This window comes from Natranaerofaba carboxydovora (genome assembly GCF_022539405.1).
In the GTDB taxonomy this organism is placed as follows: domain Bacteria; phylum Bacillota; class Natranaerobiia; order Natranaerobiales; family Natranaerofabaceae; genus Natranaerofaba; species Natranaerofaba carboxydovora.
On sequence record NZ_CP054394.1, the window covers coordinates 941,905 to 960,673 of the forward strand.

The 18,769-nt window shown below is 37.3% G+C and carries 19 protein-coding genes and 1 pseudogene; all 20 read left to right on the forward strand.

The window, feature by feature from the left end; all coding sequences use genetic code 11:
• The first annotated feature begins 37 nt into the window (after window positions 1–37).
• The 20 genes and pseudogenes from codY (at window position 38) to fliY (ending at window position 18,745) form a co-directional block, all read left to right on the forward strand.
• Window positions 38–826 (forward strand): GTP-sensing pleiotropic transcriptional regulator CodY, encoded by a 789-nt coding sequence (codY, locus tag ACONDI_RS04565; protein ID WP_241080303.1) that lies wholly within the window; start codon window positions 38–40, stop codon window positions 824–826.
• A gap of 275 nt (window positions 827–1,101) precedes the next feature.
• On the forward strand, window positions 1,102–1,503 hold the full coding sequence (gene flgB / locus ACONDI_RS04570) for a flagellar basal body rod protein FlgB (protein WP_241080304.1): 402 nt from the start codon (window positions 1,102–1,104) through the stop codon (window positions 1,501–1,503).
• 47 nt (window positions 1,504–1,550) lie between these two features.
• Window positions 1,551–2,009 (forward strand): flagellar basal body rod protein FlgC, encoded by a 459-nt coding sequence (gene flgC / locus ACONDI_RS04575; protein WP_241080305.1) that lies wholly within the window; start codon window positions 1,551–1,553, stop codon window positions 2,007–2,009.
• A 64-nt stretch (window positions 2,010–2,073) separates the two neighbouring features.
• Window positions 2,074–2,385, forward strand: coding sequence for a flagellar hook-basal body complex protein FliE (gene fliE / locus ACONDI_RS04580; RefSeq protein WP_241080306.1), 312 nt, complete (start codon window positions 2,074–2,076; stop codon window positions 2,383–2,385).
• Between the two features lie 48 nt (window positions 2,386–2,433).
• The gene (gene fliF / locus ACONDI_RS04585) at window positions 2,434–4,011 is read left to right on the forward strand and encodes a flagellar basal-body MS-ring/collar protein FliF (RefSeq protein WP_241080307.1); all 1,578 of its coding nucleotides are present in this window, start codon (window positions 2,434–2,436) and stop codon (window positions 4,009–4,011) included.
• Window positions 4,012–4,026: 15 nt separating this feature from the next.
• Window positions 4,027–5,031, forward strand: a complete 1,005-nt coding sequence (fliG, locus tag ACONDI_RS04590) for a flagellar motor switch protein FliG (RefSeq protein ID WP_241080308.1) — start codon at window positions 4,027–4,029, stop codon at window positions 5,029–5,031.
• Window positions 5,024–5,821 (forward strand): FliH/SctL family protein, encoded by a 798-nt coding sequence (locus tag ACONDI_RS04595; RefSeq protein ID WP_241080309.1) that lies wholly within the window; start codon window positions 5,024–5,026, stop codon window positions 5,819–5,821. The genes fliG and ACONDI_RS04595 overlap by 8 nt, the downstream gene beginning before the upstream one ends.
• Before the next feature lie 178 nt (window positions 5,822–5,999).
• On the forward strand, window positions 6,000–7,328 hold the full coding sequence (gene fliI, locus ACONDI_RS04600) for a flagellar protein export ATPase FliI (protein WP_420848181.1): 1,329 nt from the start codon (window positions 6,000–6,002) through the stop codon (window positions 7,326–7,328).
• A 41-nt stretch (window positions 7,329–7,369) separates the two neighbouring features.
• Entirely contained in the window at window positions 7,370–7,813 is a 444-nt protein-coding gene (fliJ, locus tag ACONDI_RS04605) for a flagellar export protein FliJ (protein ID WP_241080310.1), read from the forward strand.
• Between the two features lie 80 nt (window positions 7,814–7,893).
• Window positions 7,894–8,811, forward strand: a complete 918-nt coding sequence (locus ACONDI_RS04610) for a MotE family protein (protein ID WP_241080311.1) — start codon at window positions 7,894–7,896, stop codon at window positions 8,809–8,811.
• A 38-nt stretch (window positions 8,812–8,849) separates the two neighbouring features.
• Complete coding sequence (locus ACONDI_RS04615) at window positions 8,850–10,910, forward strand: flagellar hook-length control protein FliK (protein ID WP_241080312.1); 2,061 nt, start codon at window positions 8,850–8,852, stop codon at window positions 10,908–10,910.
• Window positions 10,911–10,937: 27 nt separating this feature from the next.
• Window positions 10,938–11,660 (forward strand): flagellar hook capping FlgD N-terminal domain-containing protein, encoded by a 723-nt coding sequence (locus tag ACONDI_RS04620; protein ID WP_241080313.1) that lies wholly within the window; start codon window positions 10,938–10,940, stop codon window positions 11,658–11,660.
• 58 nt (window positions 11,661–11,718) lie between these two features.
• Complete coding sequence (locus ACONDI_RS04625) at window positions 11,719–12,135, forward strand: TIGR02530 family flagellar biosynthesis protein (protein ID WP_241080314.1); 417 nt, start codon at window positions 11,719–11,721, stop codon at window positions 12,133–12,135.
• 140 nt (window positions 12,136–12,275) lie between these two features.
• On the forward strand, window positions 12,276–13,928 hold the full coding sequence (gene flgF, locus ACONDI_RS04630) for a flagellar basal-body rod protein FlgF (RefSeq protein WP_241080315.1): 1,653 nt from the start codon (window positions 12,276–12,278) through the stop codon (window positions 13,926–13,928).
• A gap of 63 nt (window positions 13,929–13,991) precedes the next feature.
• Window positions 13,992–14,171: pseudogene (locus ACONDI_RS04635) on the forward strand (flagellar FlbD family protein); the annotation flags it as partial.
• A gap of 135 nt (window positions 14,172–14,306) precedes the next feature.
• A complete protein-coding gene (locus tag ACONDI_RS04640) occupies window positions 14,307–15,113 on the forward strand; it encodes a flagellar motor protein (RefSeq protein WP_241080316.1) in 807 nt (268 codons plus the stop codon).
• Entirely contained in the window at window positions 15,100–15,975 is an 876-nt protein-coding gene (locus ACONDI_RS04645) for a flagellar motor protein MotB (RefSeq protein WP_241080317.1), read from the forward strand. The genes ACONDI_RS04640 and ACONDI_RS04645 overlap by 14 nt, the downstream gene beginning before the upstream one ends.
• Before the next feature lie 6 nt (window positions 15,976–15,981).
• Entirely contained in the window at window positions 15,982–16,446 is a 465-nt protein-coding gene (locus ACONDI_RS04650) for a flagellar basal body-associated FliL family protein (RefSeq protein WP_241080318.1), read from the forward strand.
• A gap of 78 nt (window positions 16,447–16,524) precedes the next feature.
• Window positions 16,525–17,523 carry a flagellar motor switch protein FliM gene (gene fliM / locus ACONDI_RS04655; RefSeq protein ID WP_241080319.1) on the forward strand — a complete coding sequence of 333 codons (999 nt, stop codon included), beginning with the start codon at window positions 16,525–16,527 and terminating at the stop codon, window positions 17,521–17,523.
• Window positions 17,513–18,745: a flagellar motor switch phosphatase FliY gene (fliY, locus tag ACONDI_RS04660; protein WP_241080320.1), complete on the forward strand. Its 1,233-nt coding sequence runs from the start codon at window positions 17,513–17,515 to the stop codon at window positions 18,743–18,745. The genes fliM and fliY overlap by 11 nt, the downstream gene beginning before the upstream one ends.
• The last annotated feature ends 24 nt before the right edge of the window (window positions 18,746–18,769 follow it).

Sequence of the window (18,769 nt, forward strand, 5' to 3'; positions counted from 1 at the left end):
CAAAGAAAAAAGTATTAATAAAGAAAGGATGAAGGGAATGAGTAGTAATTTATTAGAAAAAACACGAAGTATCAACAGGATATTGCAGAAAGCAGCAGGTCAGCCGGTAGATTTTACAGAGGTGGCAGATGTACTAAAAGATGTAATAGAAGCTAACACCTATATTGCTACAAAAAGCGGTAAGCTTTTAGGTTATGCTCTAGTAGATCAGTTTGAATGTGAAGTAATGAAAGAAGAAGTGCTTGAAGACGGGGCTTTCCCTGAGAGTTATAACGAATATCTTTTAAGGGTTAATGAAACCAGCTATAATTTAAGACAAAAAAATAATAAATGTGTATACGCAGATAAAGGTTGCTTATTTACGGAAAAACTAACCACGATTGTCCCAATAATAGGTGGAGGAAAAAGGCTAGGATCATTGATTTTATCAAGGTTTGAAAGTGAGTTCAATGATGAGGATCTAATTCTTGCAGAAAATGGAGCTACTGTTGTAGGTATGGAAATTCTTAGAGCCAAATCAGAAGAAATAGAAGAAGAAGCTAGAAATAAAGCGGTTGCTCAGTTAGCTCTTGGAACATTGTCATATTCTGAGCTAGAAGCAGTAGAGCATATTTTTGAAGAGCTAAATGGCAACGAAGGACTTTTGGTTGCAAGCAAGATAGCTGATAGAGTAGGAATAACAAGGTCTGTGATAGTTAACGCATTAAGAAAATTTGAGAGTGCAGGACTTATTGAATCAAGGTCACTTGGAATGAAAGGGACCTACATTAAAGTATTAAATGACCAATTATTAGAAGAGCTAAAGAAAAATAAGCATTTTAGCTAAAATTACAACCCTGGTGACAGGGTTGTTTTTCATTGATGATATAATTATAAATAGGGCAAAAGCACTACAAGGTCATAGGCATAAAGCATCAAATAAGTCAGTAATTAAAAAAAACTCTCCAAATAATATAGCAAATTGTGTAAAATAGAAAAATAAGGACAACAAGGTAGGATTTAATAGATTCTTGTCGAATCTTTGTAAGGATAGGTATTAATAACTATAACAGTTGAATAAGGCAATAAACACAAATTTTTATGGAGAGGTGTTTATCTGTAATGAAAATAGATAATACTAGTCAAGTTTTGGAATCTGCTATTGGTGCTGCTCACAAAAGAGATCAGGTTATTTCTGATAACATTGCAAATGTTAATACCCCTGGGTATAAGCGAGGGAGAGTTTCCTTTGAAGAGCAGTTGAAAAAAGCATTAAGCGAAGATGGTATAAAAGGGAAAACTACCAGGGAAAAGCACATACCAATAGGGGAAAAATCACTAAATGAAATATCTCCAAAAGTTGTACGTGACAGTTCTCAATTCATGAGAAACGATGGTAATAACGTCGACATTGATGTAGAAATGGCTGAATTAAGTAAAAACACCTTACATCAAGGTGCCCTTGTAAGACAGTTAAACAGTAAACTGGGTAGGCTTAGAAGTGTCATTCAAGACGGTGGTTAAAAGTGATCACAAATTTTTTCATAAACTTCCCCTAAGGAGGATGAAATATGCCTTTTAATTCTTTTGATATTAGTGCTTCAGGTCTTACATCTGAAAGATTAAGGATGGATACAATTTCTAATAATATTGCCAATGCAAATACAACTAGAACTGAAGATGGTGAGCCATATAGAAGGAAAATGGTAGCAGTACAGCCAAGAAAAGCAACTTTTGCTGAGCATTTAAATCATTTTATTAAAGGAAGAAGAGGAGAAGATTTGAAATTGCCCGGAGGCGGAGTTAAAGCAACCTCTATAGTAGAAGATGATTCAGCTTTTAAAGAGGTTTATGATCCAGAGCACCCTGATGCAGATCCAGACACAGGATATGTACAGAAGCCTAATGTTAATACAGTAAATGAGATGACAGACTTGATTACTGCATCTAGGGCTTATGAAGCAAATGTGACCGCTATGGATTCTTCAAAGGAGATGGCTAACAATATCCTGGACTTAGGATTAAGATAAATCAATTTAATCAACTTGTTTAACCAATGTATAATGTTGTAGGACAAGGAGGGTGTTAGGTAAAATGGAAATTGAAGGTACAGGAATTAATCCTATTAGTATTGACAAGATAGATACAAATGATAAGTCAAAAAATCCTACTAAAGCGTCTCCAGGTACAAACTTTGGCGATATTTTAAGTGATGCCATTTCGAAAGTTAATGATTTAGAAAATGAAAGTGACAAAATGAGTGAAAAGCTTGCAATGGGCGAAGCTGATAATCTTCATGATGTAGTAATAGCATCAGAAAAAGCCGATCTAGCATTAAACCTCACCGTTCAGGTGAGAAACAAACTCGTAGAAGCTCATGAAGAAATAATGCGGATGCAGATATAATATTTTGTTCTAAAGCTATGCAGCTTATAAAGGTTTGGTGATATTATAATGGAAGGTTTCCTAAATAGAATAACGAATACTCTAAAAGAATTTTGGACTAAGCTTTCGATAGTACAGCGCTTTACTTTTGCTTTTCTTGCTCTTTTTCTTATAGTAGGTGGGGTGTTTGCTGGAAGTTTGTTTTTCACTCCAGATTATACTGAACTAGCAAGGAATCTTGATGCTGATGATGCAGGTGCTATGGTTGATGTCCTTGAAGAACACGGGATATCTTACTCACTTGAGGATGGTGGCTCTACAATATTGGTTCCTAAAGATGATCACTCCAGGGTGAGGCTTCAGATGGCTGAACAGGGTCTGCCAAGGCATGGAGTTTTTGGATATCAGGACTTGGATGATGCCCCCCTTGGGCTTACAGAATCTGAAAGGCAGCTGCGTCAGAGGGTGGCCTTAGAAGGCGAACTTGTACGAACGATAAGTATGTATCCCGAAGTAGAAAATGCCAGAGTACATATAGTGACACCAGAGGATACACTGTTTAGAAGAGATGAAAGAGATGCTACTGCAGCAGTCTACTTGGATGTAGCAAGGGGTAGAGAGCTAGAAAATGATCAGGTGAAAAGTATAATGAACCTTGTGGCTCATTCGGTAGAAAACTTATCTAACGAAAATGTTACAATCACTTCAGGATCTAAGGTATTAAGTGATGATGTTCAAGATAGAGATAGGGAAAGTGGTGCAAGAGGAGAGGTTAGAGAACAGTTAGAGATACAATCGCAGTTTCAAGATACGCTGCAGCAAAATGTCCAATCTATGTTAGAGGAAGTGCTAGGTGTCGGTAACGTTATTGTAAGGGTAACTGCTGAACTAGATTTTGACGAGCTACAATCGGTGTCAGAACTATTTGAGCCAGTGGATGAAGAAACTGGTGAGGGGATTCTTGTAAGTATGCACGAAGTAACGGAATTTTTTGAGGGAAGTGGAACCGGCCCGGGTGGTGTTGTGGGTGATGAGGCAGTTGATACCCCGGAATATCCTGGCAAAGAAGGCAAACAGGAAAGTTTATACGAAAGAAGTGAAGAAACTAGAAACTATGAAGTAAATAGGATAATAGAGGAATATAAGCAGGCTTCAGGGGATGTGCAGAATATTTCAGTTTCTGTTGCTATAGATGATGAGATTGAAGATGGCGACTTGGACGATGAACAAGTTGAATCAATCCAAAACCTGGTCCAAAACGCCCTCGGTCTTGAATTGGAAGAAGGTGGAGATCAGGTAACTGTAGAACGAATGCCATTTGATAGGACTATGGAAGAAGAATGGGAAGCAGAAAGGGAACGCGCTGCTGCATTAGAAAGAAGACAGCAAATTATTCAGGTTGCAATATGGGTAATTGGTCTTTTAGTGGCCTTTGTTTTGGCAAGAAGATTCTATAAAGGTTATAAGCGTCGAGCCCAAGAGGAAAGCTTAAGGCAAGAACAGGTGACACAGCAGACAGCAGCAGCTGATGACCAGGTTGAAGTAAAAGAAGATTCTCAAGCAAAAAGGCAAATTTCTGACTTAGCAAAAGACAAACCTGATGAATTTGTAAAAATATTAAGAACCTGGCTATCCGAAGATGGTTAAAAAGGGGGTGCAAACTTGTCTGAAGAGCTGACGCCAAGACAGAAAGCTGCTGTGCTGATGATATCTCTTGGTAGTGATACTTCGGCAGAAGTTATGAAGCATCTTTCTGAAGAAGAGATAGAACAGTTAACTTTAGAAATAGCAAACGTGAGAAAGGTTGAAAGCGAAAAAAGAGAAGAAGTAATAGAAGAATTTCATTCCATGGCTGTGGCTCAAGATTATATATCCCAGGGTGGTATAGGTTATGCAAAAGATGTGCTAGAAAGAGCTCTTGGTTCGCAAAAAGCGATGGATATAATAGAAAGACTTACTTCTTCATTACAGGTGCGCCCTTTTGAGTTCATGAGAAAAACTGATCCTAGCCAGGTGATTAATTTTATACAAAATGAACATCCGCAAACTATAGCGCTTATTCTTGCATATCTACCAGCAGAGCAGGCATCTATGATACTCTCGGCTCTTCCATCTGAAAAGCAGGCAGACATTGCTAGAAGAGTGGCGGTTATGGAGAGAACTTCTCCAGAAGTTATCAAAGATATTGAAAAAATATTAGAAAGAAAGCTGTCCTCAGTTATGTCACAGGACTATACCCAGGCAGGTGGAATAGAGTCAGTAGTTGAAGTGCTAAACAACGTTGATAGAGCAACCGAAAAAACCATACTAGAGACTCTAGAAACCCAGGATCCTGAGCTAGCTGAAGAAATCAAGAAAAGGCTATTTGTATTTGATGATATTGTTCATCTTGATGATCGTTCAATTCAGAGAGTTATCAGAGAAGTTGAGCAAAAAGATCTCACCCTTGCACTTAAAGTTGCAGGTGAGGAAGTTAAAGATAGATTGTTTAAGAATATGTCTAAGAGAATGGGAGAGTTAGTTCAGGAAGAGATGGATTATATGGGTCCGGTAAGATTACGAGATGTTGAAGAAGCGCAGCAAAAGATAGTTAATGTAATCAGAAGCTTAGAAGAGAGTGGCGAGATAGTCATTTCTAGAGGTAGGGAGGATGACGTAATTGTCTAAGGTCTTTAAGTCTAACCGGGTCCAACCCAAAAAAGAGCCTTACAGCTTACCTGTTAAATCAAAAGAAGAATTACTTAAAATGTACAGGAAAGTACAGTCTAAAAACCCAAACGAAGCCGAAGATCTAGCAACAGAAGAACCAGAGATATCCGAAGAAGAAAAAAAAGCAAAAGAAGAAGCCGAAAAAATTATTGAATCTGCTAAAGTAGAAGCTGAAAACAAAGCAAAGGAAATAATTGATAATGCTAAAGCCCAGGAAGAAGCAATAAAAAAAGAAGCAGAAAAAACAGGATATGAGGAAGGATATAAGGCAGGTTATGATGAGGGGAAAAATTTAGGCCTAAAAGAGATAAAAGATCAAGAGAATGATTTGTTAAAAAATGCTAGATCAGAGCTAGATAAGGCAATCCAAAAAAGAAATGATATGTTGACTTCTATTGAAAGAGAAGTATGCGAGCTAGTATTTTTGGTAGCAGAAAAGATACTTGAGAAGAAAGTAAATGATGAAGAGGAACTGATTAACACTATGGTGAAGAATGGATTATCAGCGCTAAAGGGCCAAAATAATGTGACTATTAAATGTCATCCTTATGATTATCCAAAAATAGAAGATGCTTTTGAAAAAATCAAAAAAGAATTTAGTGAGTTGTTTTTAGAATTAAAAGAAGATACAAATGTATCTCAGGGAGCACCTCTTCTCTCCGTTGATAGTGGTTATGTTGAGTTAGATGTTTCTAAGCAGGCAAGAGAACTACACCAAAATGTTAAACAGGTGATTCAAAGTGAATAAAAAAACTAAAAAAAAGTCAGCAAACAAACCTGCAGCAGCGAAGACAAGGAAAAGGAAAAAGAAAGAAATTGATGAAACAGAAACTGTGTCAAGTGCAAAAAGTGCTCCTGAAAAAGAAAGTGCTGTAAAAGATGTTGATAAAACAGCTCAAACAGCTGTTAAAAGTAAGAGAGAACCTATAACCAAAAAGCAAGTAAAAGAACCTGATACAAACAAAATCAAAAAAGCAATTAAAAAATCTAACTCGCTTCCGATTCAGGGAGAGGTGACAAGGGTTGTTGGACTTACGGTAGAAGCTAGAGGTCCTGCTACAAGGATAGGTGAGGTTTGTACCATTAGAAGTGACTCTCATGAGCTTGATTGTGAGGTTGTAGGCTTTAGAGATGAATATATTCTGTTGATGCCACTTGGTGATTTAGAAGATATCGCTCCGGGGGACAGGGTTGTTGCTTCAGGCATGCCTTTGTCTGTGCCGGTTGGAGAAGACATGGTAGGTAGGGTGCTTGATGGTGTAGGGCGTCCTCTAGATAGGAGAGGTAACTATTCATACGAAAAGTTTTATCCAATGCAGGCAAAGCCTCCTCCGCCATTAGAAAGAACTAGAATAAGCGAAACCTTGGAAACAGGTATTAAAGCAGTTGATGGAGTCTTAACAATAGGCAAGGGACAGAGAATGGGTATTTTCTCTGGCTCGGGAGTTGGTAAAAGTACACTTCTAGGGATGATAGCTAGAAACACATCAGCAGATATAAACGTAATAGCGTTAATTGGCGAAAGAGGTAGAGAAGTTAGAGAGTTTTTGGAAAAGGACTTGGGTGAAGAAGGCCTAAAAAGAAGCATAATCGTTGTTGCTACTTCAGATCAGCCAGCCCTTGTAAGGTTAAAGGGGGGGTTGACTGCAACAGCAGTGGCTGAATACTTCAGAGATCAGGGTTATGATGTTATGTTGATGATGGATTCAGTTACCAGGTTTGCAATGGCTCAAAGAGAGATAGGTCTTGCTATTGGTGAACCGCCGACTACTAGAGGTTTTCCGCCGTCGGTATTTGCAATGTTACCAAAGTTTCTTGAACGTTCTGGTACTTCATCTAAAGGAAGCATAACAGGTTTATATACCGTGTTGGTTGATGGCGATGATTTAGACGAGCCTATCTCGGACACCGTGAGAGGTATTTTAGACGGCCATGTTGTACTTAGTAGAAGATTAGCAAGCATGAATCATTATCCCGCTATTGATGTCTTGAAAAGTATTTCCCGGGTAATGCTTGATATAGTTGATGAAGAACATCGGGAAGCTGCACACAAATTAAACGAAGCCCTTGCAGCATACGAAGAAGCAAGAGACCTTATAGAGATTGGTGCTTACAAAGAAGGAAGTAACCCCAGGGTAGACTGGGCTCTGACAAAGATTGACAAAATAAATGATTTCTTGCGTCAGGGCATAGATGAAAAAAGCGATTTTGAATCTACTGTAAAAGAACTTAAAAGTTTAATTAATGGTAGATAAGAGAGTGAAATAAATATGGTGTTAGATTGGAGGCAAGCTCCATGAAAAAGTTTCAGTTTCCCCTAGAAAGAGTATTAAGAGTAAAAGAAATAAAAGAAGATGAATTGCAGCAGCAGTTAAAAGATGCAAGGGACAAAAAAGAACATGAAGAAAATAGACTTTCTGGACTTATGGATATACAAAAGAAATACAAAGAAGAATTTTTAGAAAACATAGATAAACCTACAAAAGTTTTTGAAGTGAAACACTATTGCTCTTATTTCCCAGAGCTAGAAAACGAGATTAACAACCAAAAACAAAGGGTAGAAAAAGCGAATGAATATCTGAACCAATGTTTGTTAGAGTGGCAGGAAGCCAAGAAAGAAAGAAAAATAATGGAAAACTTAAAGGAAAAGAAAAGAGATCATTTTAACAAAGAACAGCTGAAATTAGAACAAAAATTCTTTGATGAATTAGCACAGAATCCAAGTAGATTAAACAGTTGATCTTAATATACTTTAATACACCTTAAGATAAAATATTTCACCAAACATAATTTGCCGTTTGTTTAAAGGGGAGAGAGTCTTTGGCCGAGGAAAATAACTCAGGTGACAGGTTACGTACCTTGTTATATATGATAATATTGCCGCTATTATTCACCTTCATAGGTGGTATAGTGCTTGCTCAGACCTTTGGACTTATAAATTTGTTAGACTATGCAAGGGCTGTTCCCGTGCTTGGTGAGCGATTACCGGAGCCAGAACCTGAAGATCCTGATGTAATAGATAGAGAAGAAGAACTTCAAATATGGGCAGAAGAACTACAACAACGCGAAGAAGATGTTGAAGCTAAAGAAGAAAAGCTTGAAGAAAGAGAAGAAGCTGTGTTGGAATTAGAAGAAGATCTAACAGCTTTTGAAGAAGAACTAAAAGAATGGGAAGAAGAACTTGATGAAAGAGAAGAAGGGATTCTGGATGAAGAAGAAAGAATTATAGAACTTGCTAATATATATGAAGGTATGGGGGCGAGACAAGCTGCTGAAAAAATTGTAGAACTTGATGATGATCTGGTTATTGATATGTTTATGCATATGCCAACAGATGCAAAATCAGATATACTTGCTCAACTAGACGGAGACGTTGCAGGAAGATACTCAACCCTTCTTGCAGGCGAAAGAGAAAGGGTTACAGAAGGCGCCTTAGATCAGCGAGAAGCAGATCTAGATACAAGAGAACAAGAGCTTGATGATAGAGAAGACGAACTAGATAGTAGAGAAGACAGAATAGAAAGACTTGCAAATATGTATGCGCAGATGGACCCGGAAGTAGCCTCTGATATAATTAGCGGAATGATGGTAGAGAACAAAGATCTTGTGGTACAGATATTTAACGAGATGGAGGAAGGTCCTGCAGCTGAGATATTATCTGAGCTGCCAAGGGACATAGCAATGGATATAATTACTTCTGTAGGAGGTGATTTATCAGATTTAGAAGATGAAATTTAGGTTAAACATCAAAAACTTAATATTGCTACGGAAAGGGGGTGAAAAAACTGAGTCCAGGCAATGGAATGGTAATGCTTGATCAGATACTAAAAGGAGATGCAGTAAACGATAAGGGTAAATTAAAAGGAAAAGATAAAGTTAAGGATGGAGAAACAAATAATAATACATCATTTAAAGAATTCTTTTCTACATTACTTGGTAGTTCAGATGTAGATGTTAACGAATTAGATGGAGCTAAACTTGACCAAATAGAGAATCTTGATGATGAACTATTAGATGGAGACTTTTTAGATTATTTAACGGAGTTATTTGGTGATGAATTAATTGAGGAACTAGACATAGAGCTTGACGGGGAAATAATGCTTGATGATATAGAACTACTTAAGGATCTATATGACACTGTACTGATGATAGAAGATATAGGAGTAGAAATTGAAGATTTAGATTTTGAAACTATAGACGACATACTAGATGCAATTGGTCTAGAGTCTACCGTAGAAAATATCAGTGCAATGCTAAATGAACTATTAAACTTTGAAGACTATCTTGATTTACCAAAAACATTCGATAAAAATTATAAAGAAGAGAACTCAATGGAGAAAGTATTGATAGCATTAGAAGAATCAGAAGATGACCTGATTACACTTATAGAAGATGATGAAAAAGCTGCAGAAGCTTTGTTAGCATTGATTTTGACACAGCAGTCTATAGAAGATACAACACTTAAATATCATCAAGAAAATAGTCAAAAGGCTAATGAAGAAAATTCAGAACTTGTTAAGCTATTATCACAGGATTTTAAACATCAGCAAATGGGACTAAACATTACAGATGAAAATGCAGGCAATGTAGGCGTAAACAATTTAAATGATGAAGACAAACTAGTTAAACTAAAACAAGTTTTGGCTATGGAATTAAATCAGGAATGGAACATCAAAGATGCAAAAAAATCTAAAGACATAGAAAATCTTGACCTAGAAGAGCTAAAACAACTTAAAGATTTTTTAAATGAGGGGATAAAAAAATTAAAGGAAAATGCTAAGAAATTTACAGAAGAAAAAGCAACAAACAATGAATTAAAAGAGTATAAAGATGAGCTAAAAATACTATCAAAAGCAGCAAAAAATGAAGAAGGAGATAAAAGTAAACCCAAAAAACTTTTGGAAAACATACTAAGCAGAGCTATCAACAAAGAAGATACTAAAAAATACTGGACAAAAGCCTTAGAAGATTACAACACACAAGCTCATACCTATGATAGCAAAGGGAGATTAAATGATAAATCTTTTAAAAACCAAATGATACAACAGATATTGCCAAGCGATGCCCAAAATGATAGTCAAGCTAAATTAAAGATAAACGCCTTAAGAAATGCTATTGATCACAATACTGACTCCAACAACGACAGTGAAATAAAAGAGCGCTTGAGCCAAATGAAAGCAAATAATAATAGATACGGACTATTTAACTTGAGTAATCTAAATAATTCAGGTAACCTAAATAGGTCAAGCCAAAGTCAAGATACAACATTTAATTTGCAGGAGTTCTTTAATCACTCTGAATTAGAAAACCTAAGAGGTAACCTGACAAACAGAGAAAATATGCTAAACGAATCAAGGACACTAAATCTACAAAACAGAGAAGCTTTTGTCGAACGACTTGCAGAAGAGATCATGAAATTTGCTAGTTTAAAAAGAGATCAAAACACTTTTACACTAAACATTAGACTAAAGCCAGAACGACTTGGAAATTTGAGGCTTCAGTTTACAAGTCAGGATGGTGTAATGCAGGGAGAGATAGCAGCCCAAAGCCAGCAGGCGAGACAGATTATTCAAGCTAATTTGACACAGTTAAGAGAGCAGCTTGAAGCTCAAGGCTATGAGTTTGACAGCTTGGATGTAACTTCAGATGACAACAACACAGACCTTCAATATGAAAATAGAGATAATATGAATGAAGGCGGTCAGAGTAACAGCAAAAATAATAAAACTAGCTTGGATGGAGAAGATTTTGATCTTTTTGGTAGTGGGGAAGAAGAGCTTTCAGAAGAAGATATGGTATCAGAACCTGGCATGTCAAAGGTGGATTATTTGGTGTAAACACGTGCCTACAAGGAGGGTTGAATGTTGGATATAACCCAGATGATGAATGTTGGAGATCAGAGTCAACAGTATAATAAGATGCAGGAAGATAAGATTGATAGTGAAAGACAAGTTGATGACCGTGAATTTGACAGGGGTGATCTTGGCCAAGATGACTTCACAAAAATACTTGTAACTCAGTTAAAATACCAGGACCCACTTGACCCAATGGATGACAGAGAATTCATCACTCAGATGACACAATTTAGTCAGTTAGAACAGCTAACTCAGCTTGGTACAGGCCAGGAAAAAACTTCAGCTATCAACTTATTAAATCAGGAAGTAGTAGTAAACACCGATGATGGTCAAAAACAAGGGGTTGTTTCTGGAGTTGTAGATCTTAGGACAAACCCAAAACTAAACGTTGATGGTGAATATGTTGAACTAGATGATGTAGTTGAAGTTATCGGAATGCAGGGTGGCGATGATCAGTTTGAAGAGATAGTCGATGAAGTATTAGAAAGAATGGATGAAAAAGTTACTGATGAAGAGATAAAAACCATGGAGGATCTAAATGAATTAGATGATAATCAATTTGAAAGCGTAATTGAAGATGCAGATGCAGAAGATCTTTTGATTTTACAAAACACAGGAGACCTTGAAGATGAAAAATTAAACAAAGTAATAGATGAACTTGAAGAAACTGAAACTACTGATGAAACAGATGAGACTGATGAACAAGAAGATACAGAAGAATATGAAATATAACTTAAAAGTGAACGAGTTTAGTTACAAGTTTACTAACCTTGGGAAGGGGTAATGCAAAATGGCTGGAATATATGGGCCGAATCAATTTAACAATATGAACCCCGGCAAAATTCCCGGAAAAAACATTGGTAAAGTTCAGGACAAGCAAGTTAAAGTTGGTTCTACAGGTGATAAAACAGCTAAAAAAGACTTTTCTGAAATTCTTAAAAAAGAAAAGGAAAAATCATTAGACTTTACGAAGCATGCATCCCAAAGGATGAATTCTAGAAATATTGAGTTAACACCAGAAAAGTTAAAACAGCTTGAAGATGCCGTAGATAAAGCTGCATCAAAAGGTGCCAAAGAATCTTTAATAATGATGGACAAGACTGCTTTTGTTGTAAGTGTAGATAACAAAAAAGTTATAACTGCTGTAGATGAAGCCGGGATGAAGGACAATGTCTTTACAAATATCGATAGTGCGGTAATTATCTAAAATGAGCAAATGGGCTGGACCTCCTTTTTGAGGAAGCCCAGGGTTTACTGGTGACTGCAGTAAACCAAAAAAACTTTAACAAACTACAAGGAAAACTATTTTAGCTAAATTACGAAAAAAAAAGGAGGTTAATAAAACTTATGTTACGTTCAATGTTTTCAGGTGTGTCAGGACTTAGAAATCACCAGGAAAGACTTGATGTTGTAGGTAATAATATTTCAAATGTTAACACCTCTGGATTTAAAAGAGGAAGGGCAACATTTAAAGATATACTAAGTCAGACTCAACAGCCAGCTACCTCACCAAGGGAAAACATGGGAGGGACCAACCCACAGCAGATAGGACTTGGTATGACCATGAGCAGTATTGACGAAATCCATACCCAGGGAAGTCTTGAAACAACAGGTAGAGAAACAGACCTTGCTATAGAAGGGGATGGCTTCTTCGTTCTAGGAGCAGGCGAAGAAGAGATGTATACAAGAGCTGGTAACTTCGATGTTGACAGCCAGGGTAACCTTGTAGATCTTGACAGTGGTTATCTAGTGCAGGGTTATCAGGCTGAAGACGGTGAAATTTTAACTGACGAAGGTGCAGATGATTTGAGTATTCCTTTAGGAGATACAGTCGAAGCCCAGAGGACAACAGGAATAGATTATGATGGGAACTTGAATTCAGAGATAGGTAGTGAAGAGGAAGAGTTTGATTACAGTGAATTTACATCTGATATTGACGGTGAGATAGCTATCGATTTTGATATTGATACTGACGGTTATGTTTCTCATAAAGTAATTGACATAGATGATGAAGTTGATTTAAGTGATGAAGCATATATAGATAGCATAGCAAATGACATCTATGATAAAGATTTTACCGACCTTGATGAAAGTGAAGAAAATGAGCTATTAAATAATATTAACTACGCTTTACAAGGGGGAGAAACAGACGAATACGTAGGGATTGTTGTTGATGGAGAAGGACTTTATATTTTATCGGAGACAGATGGAGATGTAGCCGAATTAAGTAATACGGACGATGAGTTAGTAAAATATGATGGATTTACTCCTGAGAGTGGCTGGGTGGAATTTAAAGATGAAAATAATATCTTAACAGCAATAAACTACGAAACCGAAAGAACCACTATCGAAATATTTGACAGACAGGGGCAGGAACACGGTCTTACAATAAACTTTGCTAAGAAGCATCAAAACGAATGGGAAATTGAAATAGAAGAATTGGGTGTAGAAGAAACAATAGAATTTGATAATAGTGGTAGAGTTGAAACTGGCGGGGAGATAACATTGACATATGATGATATAGAAGAACTTGGAGCTGATGCAAAATTTGAGTCAGGTGATGAAATTACAATAGACCTTGAAAGTGTAACTCAATCAGCAGGCTCAACAACAGCAAATGCTGAAGCTGATGGATTTATGCAGGGTAACTTAGATACCTTTGAGATTGACTCTGCAGGGGTTATTACAGGAATCTATGATAATGGTGAGACTAGAACCTTAGGCCAACTTGAGCTTGCAACATTTTCAAATCCTGAGGGTCTCTCAAAAGAAGGGGACAACATGTTTAGAGAAACAACAAACTCCGGAAGTGCTAACAAAGGCACTGCAGATAGCGGCGGAAGAGGTAGCATAGCTCCAGGGACTTTGGAGATGAGTAATGTAGATATGGCTGAAGAATTTACCGACATGATAATTACTCAGAGAGGCTTTCAGGCTAATTCGAGAACTATTAGTACTTCTGATGAGATTTTGGAAGAGCTAGTTAACATGGTGCTGTAATTAATGATTGAAAAATTATGGCATTACTGATATATTAGACAGACAAATAAAGAGGTGTATCCTTTGATAAAAGTGACCCGATTTAATGGAAAACAATATATTGTTAATGCAGATTTGATTGAATTTATTGAAGAGACTCCTGATACTGTACTAAGTCTTACCACAGGCAGGAAGGTGCTTGTCACAGAGGATGCAGAAGAGTTGGTTAAGAGGGTAATAGAATTTCGCCGGAGGATTCATACACCGCCCCCCTCCTCCGGCCCCTCTGATTTTTCCGGTCAAAATGACATTGCTGAAGTTAATGAATCAGAAAAGGAAATTGAATAGATGTTGAATAGATAAAATAGCGGAAATGCTTTTTGAAATGAGGTGTTTTCTTTGGATTTATCGACAATTATAGGCCTCATAAGCGGTATTGCACTTATATCAGGAGCCATAATACTTGGAGGAGATGTTGGAGGTTTTGTTGAAGGGCAAGCAGTGTTGATCGTTTTTGGTGGCACTTTTGCAGCCACTTTGGCGAGCTTTCCTCTTTCTAACTTCAAGGCTCTTATAAAAATTATAAAGACTGCTTTTCAAGAAAAAACAATGCCTGCTAGTGAAACTATAGCTCTTTTGGTACAGCTTGCAGAGAAGGCAAGAAGAGAAGGCCTTTTGGCTCTTGAAGATGATGTTGCAGAGCTAGATGATGATTTTTTGGAAAAAGGGATTCAACTGGTTGTCGACGGTACAGACCCTGAGTTAACAAGAAGTATTTTGGAGACAGAACTCTCTTTTGTTGAGGAACGTCATAAAAATGGCCAGGGGATGTTTCAAACAATGGGTGCCTTTTCACCCGCTTTTGGTATGGCTGGTACGTTGATAGGACTGATCCAAATGTTAGGTGATTTAGATGATCCTGATGCAATAGGTCCTGGGATGGCGATAGCACTTGTTACCACCTTATATGGGGTCTTGGCAGCCAACTTGATATTTTTTCCAATAGCGAACAAATTAAAAGCCAAAAGTGGTGAAGAAGTATTGTTAAAGGAAGTTATGCTTGAAGGGATCTTGAGTATTCAAGCTGGGGAAAACCCCAGAATTGTTGAAGAGAAACTAAAAGCTTTCCTTGCTCCACAGTCTAGAGAAGCTGTGGATGAGGGTAAAGAAGAAGAAATAGAGGTGGATGCCGGTGGCGAGGCATAGCAGAAGAAAGAGAAAAGAAGAAGAAGCTGAGGACACTGAAGCGTGGCTTCGCACGTATGGTGATATGATTACCTTACTTCTTTGTTTTTTTGTTCTTTTGTTTTCTTTTTCGACAATTGACGACGAAACTTTTGATCAGATTATGATTTCTCTTCACCAGAGTTTTTCTGGAGTGTTGCCTGAAGGAAGGACTATGGTACCTCCGGAAGATCAAATAGATATAGGAAAAGACGAAGTTCCAGAAGATCCTGAATTGGATGAAACTCAAGAAGAAGAAGTTGAAGAAATGAAAGAACTACAGCAACAGATAGAAGAATATATTGAAGAAAGAGACCTAGATGATGTGATGTCTATTATAATGGATGAGAGAGGTCTGATGCTTAGGTTTCAGGACAAAATACTCTTTGATACTGCAAGGGCAGAACTTAGAGATGAAGCAGAAAATATATTGAGTGAGATTTCAGTTTTTCTTAATCAAGTTGACAATGAAATAACCATAGAAGGACATACAGACGACAGGCCTATGCGTGGTCCTCAGTTTGATACCAACTGGGAACTATCCACAGGTAGGGCGACAAGTGTACTTAGGTTTTTGGCTGAAGACAACGATATAGAGCCCCACAGACTTTCTGCTATTGGCTATGGGGAATATAGACCACTTGTTCCAAATGACTCGCCAGATAATATGCAGCTAAACCGCAGGGTGGATATGACTATACTATGGTCTACCTTTGAAAGAGGAGAATTTTTGGATAGAGGTGCGGACGAAGACCTTATGGATGTAGATGATTTAGAGGAGTTTTTGCAGCAGCATGATGAGGATGTAGATAATATTGAAGAATTTATTGATGAAGGGGGCTAAAATAATTTGGAAAAGAAAAAATTTTTACCGGAAATCAGCATAGTTATAATAGTAGGAATAGTTCTCATAATTTTGGCCGCCGGGATTTCATACTTTATTGCTGTAAATATTGCAGGGTCAAATGGTAACGGAGAAGTTGTTGAAGAAAATGGAGAAGAGGTTCCTGAAATGGGAGAAACTATGGTGTTTGATGAGGTTATTGGAAATATAAAGGGTGGCGGTATTGTTAGATTTAAAATGGAGCTAGAAATTTCTGAAGGAGATGTAGCTTCTCAGATTGAGGAAAGAAAAAGTAGAATAAGAGATTCAATCTTTGATATTGTTAGTTCTTATGATAGAGAAGAATTACAATCTGTAGAAGGCAGAAGGGATTTTAGAGAAGAAATAAAAGATGCAGTAAATGAAAACGTACAAGACGGAGAAGTATTAAATGTATATTTTACAGAGTTTTTTATTGATTCTCGAGGTTAGGATTACAGAAACAAGAGATATTATATAGAAAGTCTTATTGAATTGATACCCTGCCTTAGGGGGGTGGTGATGTAGATTATGTCTGAAGTTTTGTCACAGTCAGAGATAGATGATTTGTTATCAGCTATTTCAACAGGAGATTTAGATGTAGAAGAAGCTAAACAAGAAAAACAAAAAGAAGTAAAAGTATATGACTTTAAAAGGCCAGCAAAATTCTCTAAAGATCAGATTAGAACACTGCAGATGATAAACGATAACTTTGCCAGGCTTTTGTCAACTTTTTTGTCTGCTTATCTCAGGTCATACGTAGAAGTTACTGTTGCATCAGTAGATCAGGTAACATATGATGAATTTATGCGATCACTGCCAAATCCTACTATAATGGGAGTTTTTTCAGCTGATCCGATGGAAGGCAGTGCAGTGATGGAAAGCCATCCGAAAATTATGTATGCGATTATAGACAGGGTGCTTGGTGGCCCAGGTGAGACTGTTGAATCATCTAGAGAGCTTACTGAAATAGAGGAAACTGTAGCTATAAAAATCTATGATAAAATGCTTGAGAATATGAAAGAAGCATGGAAAAACGTGGATGATCTCAAACCAAAATTTGAAAGAATAGAAACAAATCCGCAGTTCACTCAGATAATATCGCCAAATGAGATGGTAGCAGTAACTGCTTTTACGGTAACTTTTGGTGAGATGGAAGGGCTTGTTAATATATGTCTGCCATATATTTTTCTAGAGCCTGTAATTACAAGGCTTACTGCAAGGTATTGGTTTGCAACTGGTCATGTAAAAAAAGCTTCTGAAGAAGAATCACAAGCTTTGGACAAGAGGTTGAAAAAAACTGAAGTACCTTTAACAGCCCAACTTGGATCAACAAGTATCACAGTTGGAGAGCTAATAAGTTTAAAAGAGGGCGATGTTATATCAATAGACAAAGAAACTGAAGAAGAAATTGATATACTTGTGGGGAATAAATTAAAGTTTAGAGGTTCCCCTGGAGCTGTAGGGAAAAAGCTAGGTGTACAAATTACTGAGCTGATCAGGGAAGGAGAGGATTCCCTTGGAGAATAATGATAACAAAGATATTTTATCACAAGAGGAAATTGATGCCTTATTGAAAGGTGATTCTTCAGGTGGCGAAGAATCTAAAGGAGAAGAAAGTGCTAGCCCGGCAGATGGAGATGTGGCTCCATCTGAATCAAGCGCTACTGATGCTAACCTTACAGATGTAGAAAAAGATGCTATAGGTGAAATAGGAAATATATCATTTGGAACTGCAGCAACCACTTTATCTGTTTTATTAAACAAACAGGTTGAAATAACGACTCCAAAGGTAAGTATTACTAATTATAAAGAGCTAAGGGAAAATTTCCCAAAACCTCATGTATTGGTAGAAGTAGAATATACTGAAGGGCTTCAAGGAGTTAATGTCCTTATTATCAAAATGAAAGATGCTAAAATTATTGCAGATTTGATGATGGGAGGAGATGGAGAGAATGTAACTGATGATGATACAGATATTGAAGAGTTTCACTTAAGTGCTGTAAGTGAAGCAATGAATCAAATGATGGGTTCAGCATCTACTTCAATGTCAACTATGTTTAGTAATGATATTAATATATCACCTCCAAGTTCAAGAACAATCGATCTTGCAGAAGATGATCTTGATAGTGAGTTTCCTGAGGAACCCATGGTTAAAGTTTCATTTGACTTGAAAATTGAAGGGCTAATTGATAGTGAAATTATGCAAATCGTACCATTGAAATTTGCTAAAAACATGGCAGGGAAACTATTAGGTGGCAGCGAAGAACCTGCAGAACCAGAAAAGGAACCAGAAAGTGCACCCGCCCCTGAAAAGACAGAAGAGCCACCGGCTGCAAAAGCTGAGCAGCCAGCTGCGCCAAGTGCCCAGGAGCAAGTGGCTGCAGCATCACAAAATTTACCAGCGGGGCAGCAACAGCAGCCTACAAAAGATTATCAACCTGTACAGTTTGGTTCTTTAGAAGAGCAACAACAACCTGCGCAGGCGGATACAACTAATATGGGGCTGATTCTTGATGTTCCGTTAGAAGTTACAGTTGAACTTGGCAGGACTAGAAAATCTATTAAAGATGTTCTGGAATTAGTGCCTGGTTCTATAATAGAACTAGAGAAGCTAGCAGGAGAACCTGTTGATATCAAAGTAAATGGCAAATTAATTGCCAAAGGCGAAGTAGTAGTAATTGATGAAAACTTTGGTGTTAGGGTGACAGAAATTGTAAGTCCGATGGAAAGGGTCAATAAATTACAATAAAAAATGAACTGAATTAAAGGGAGG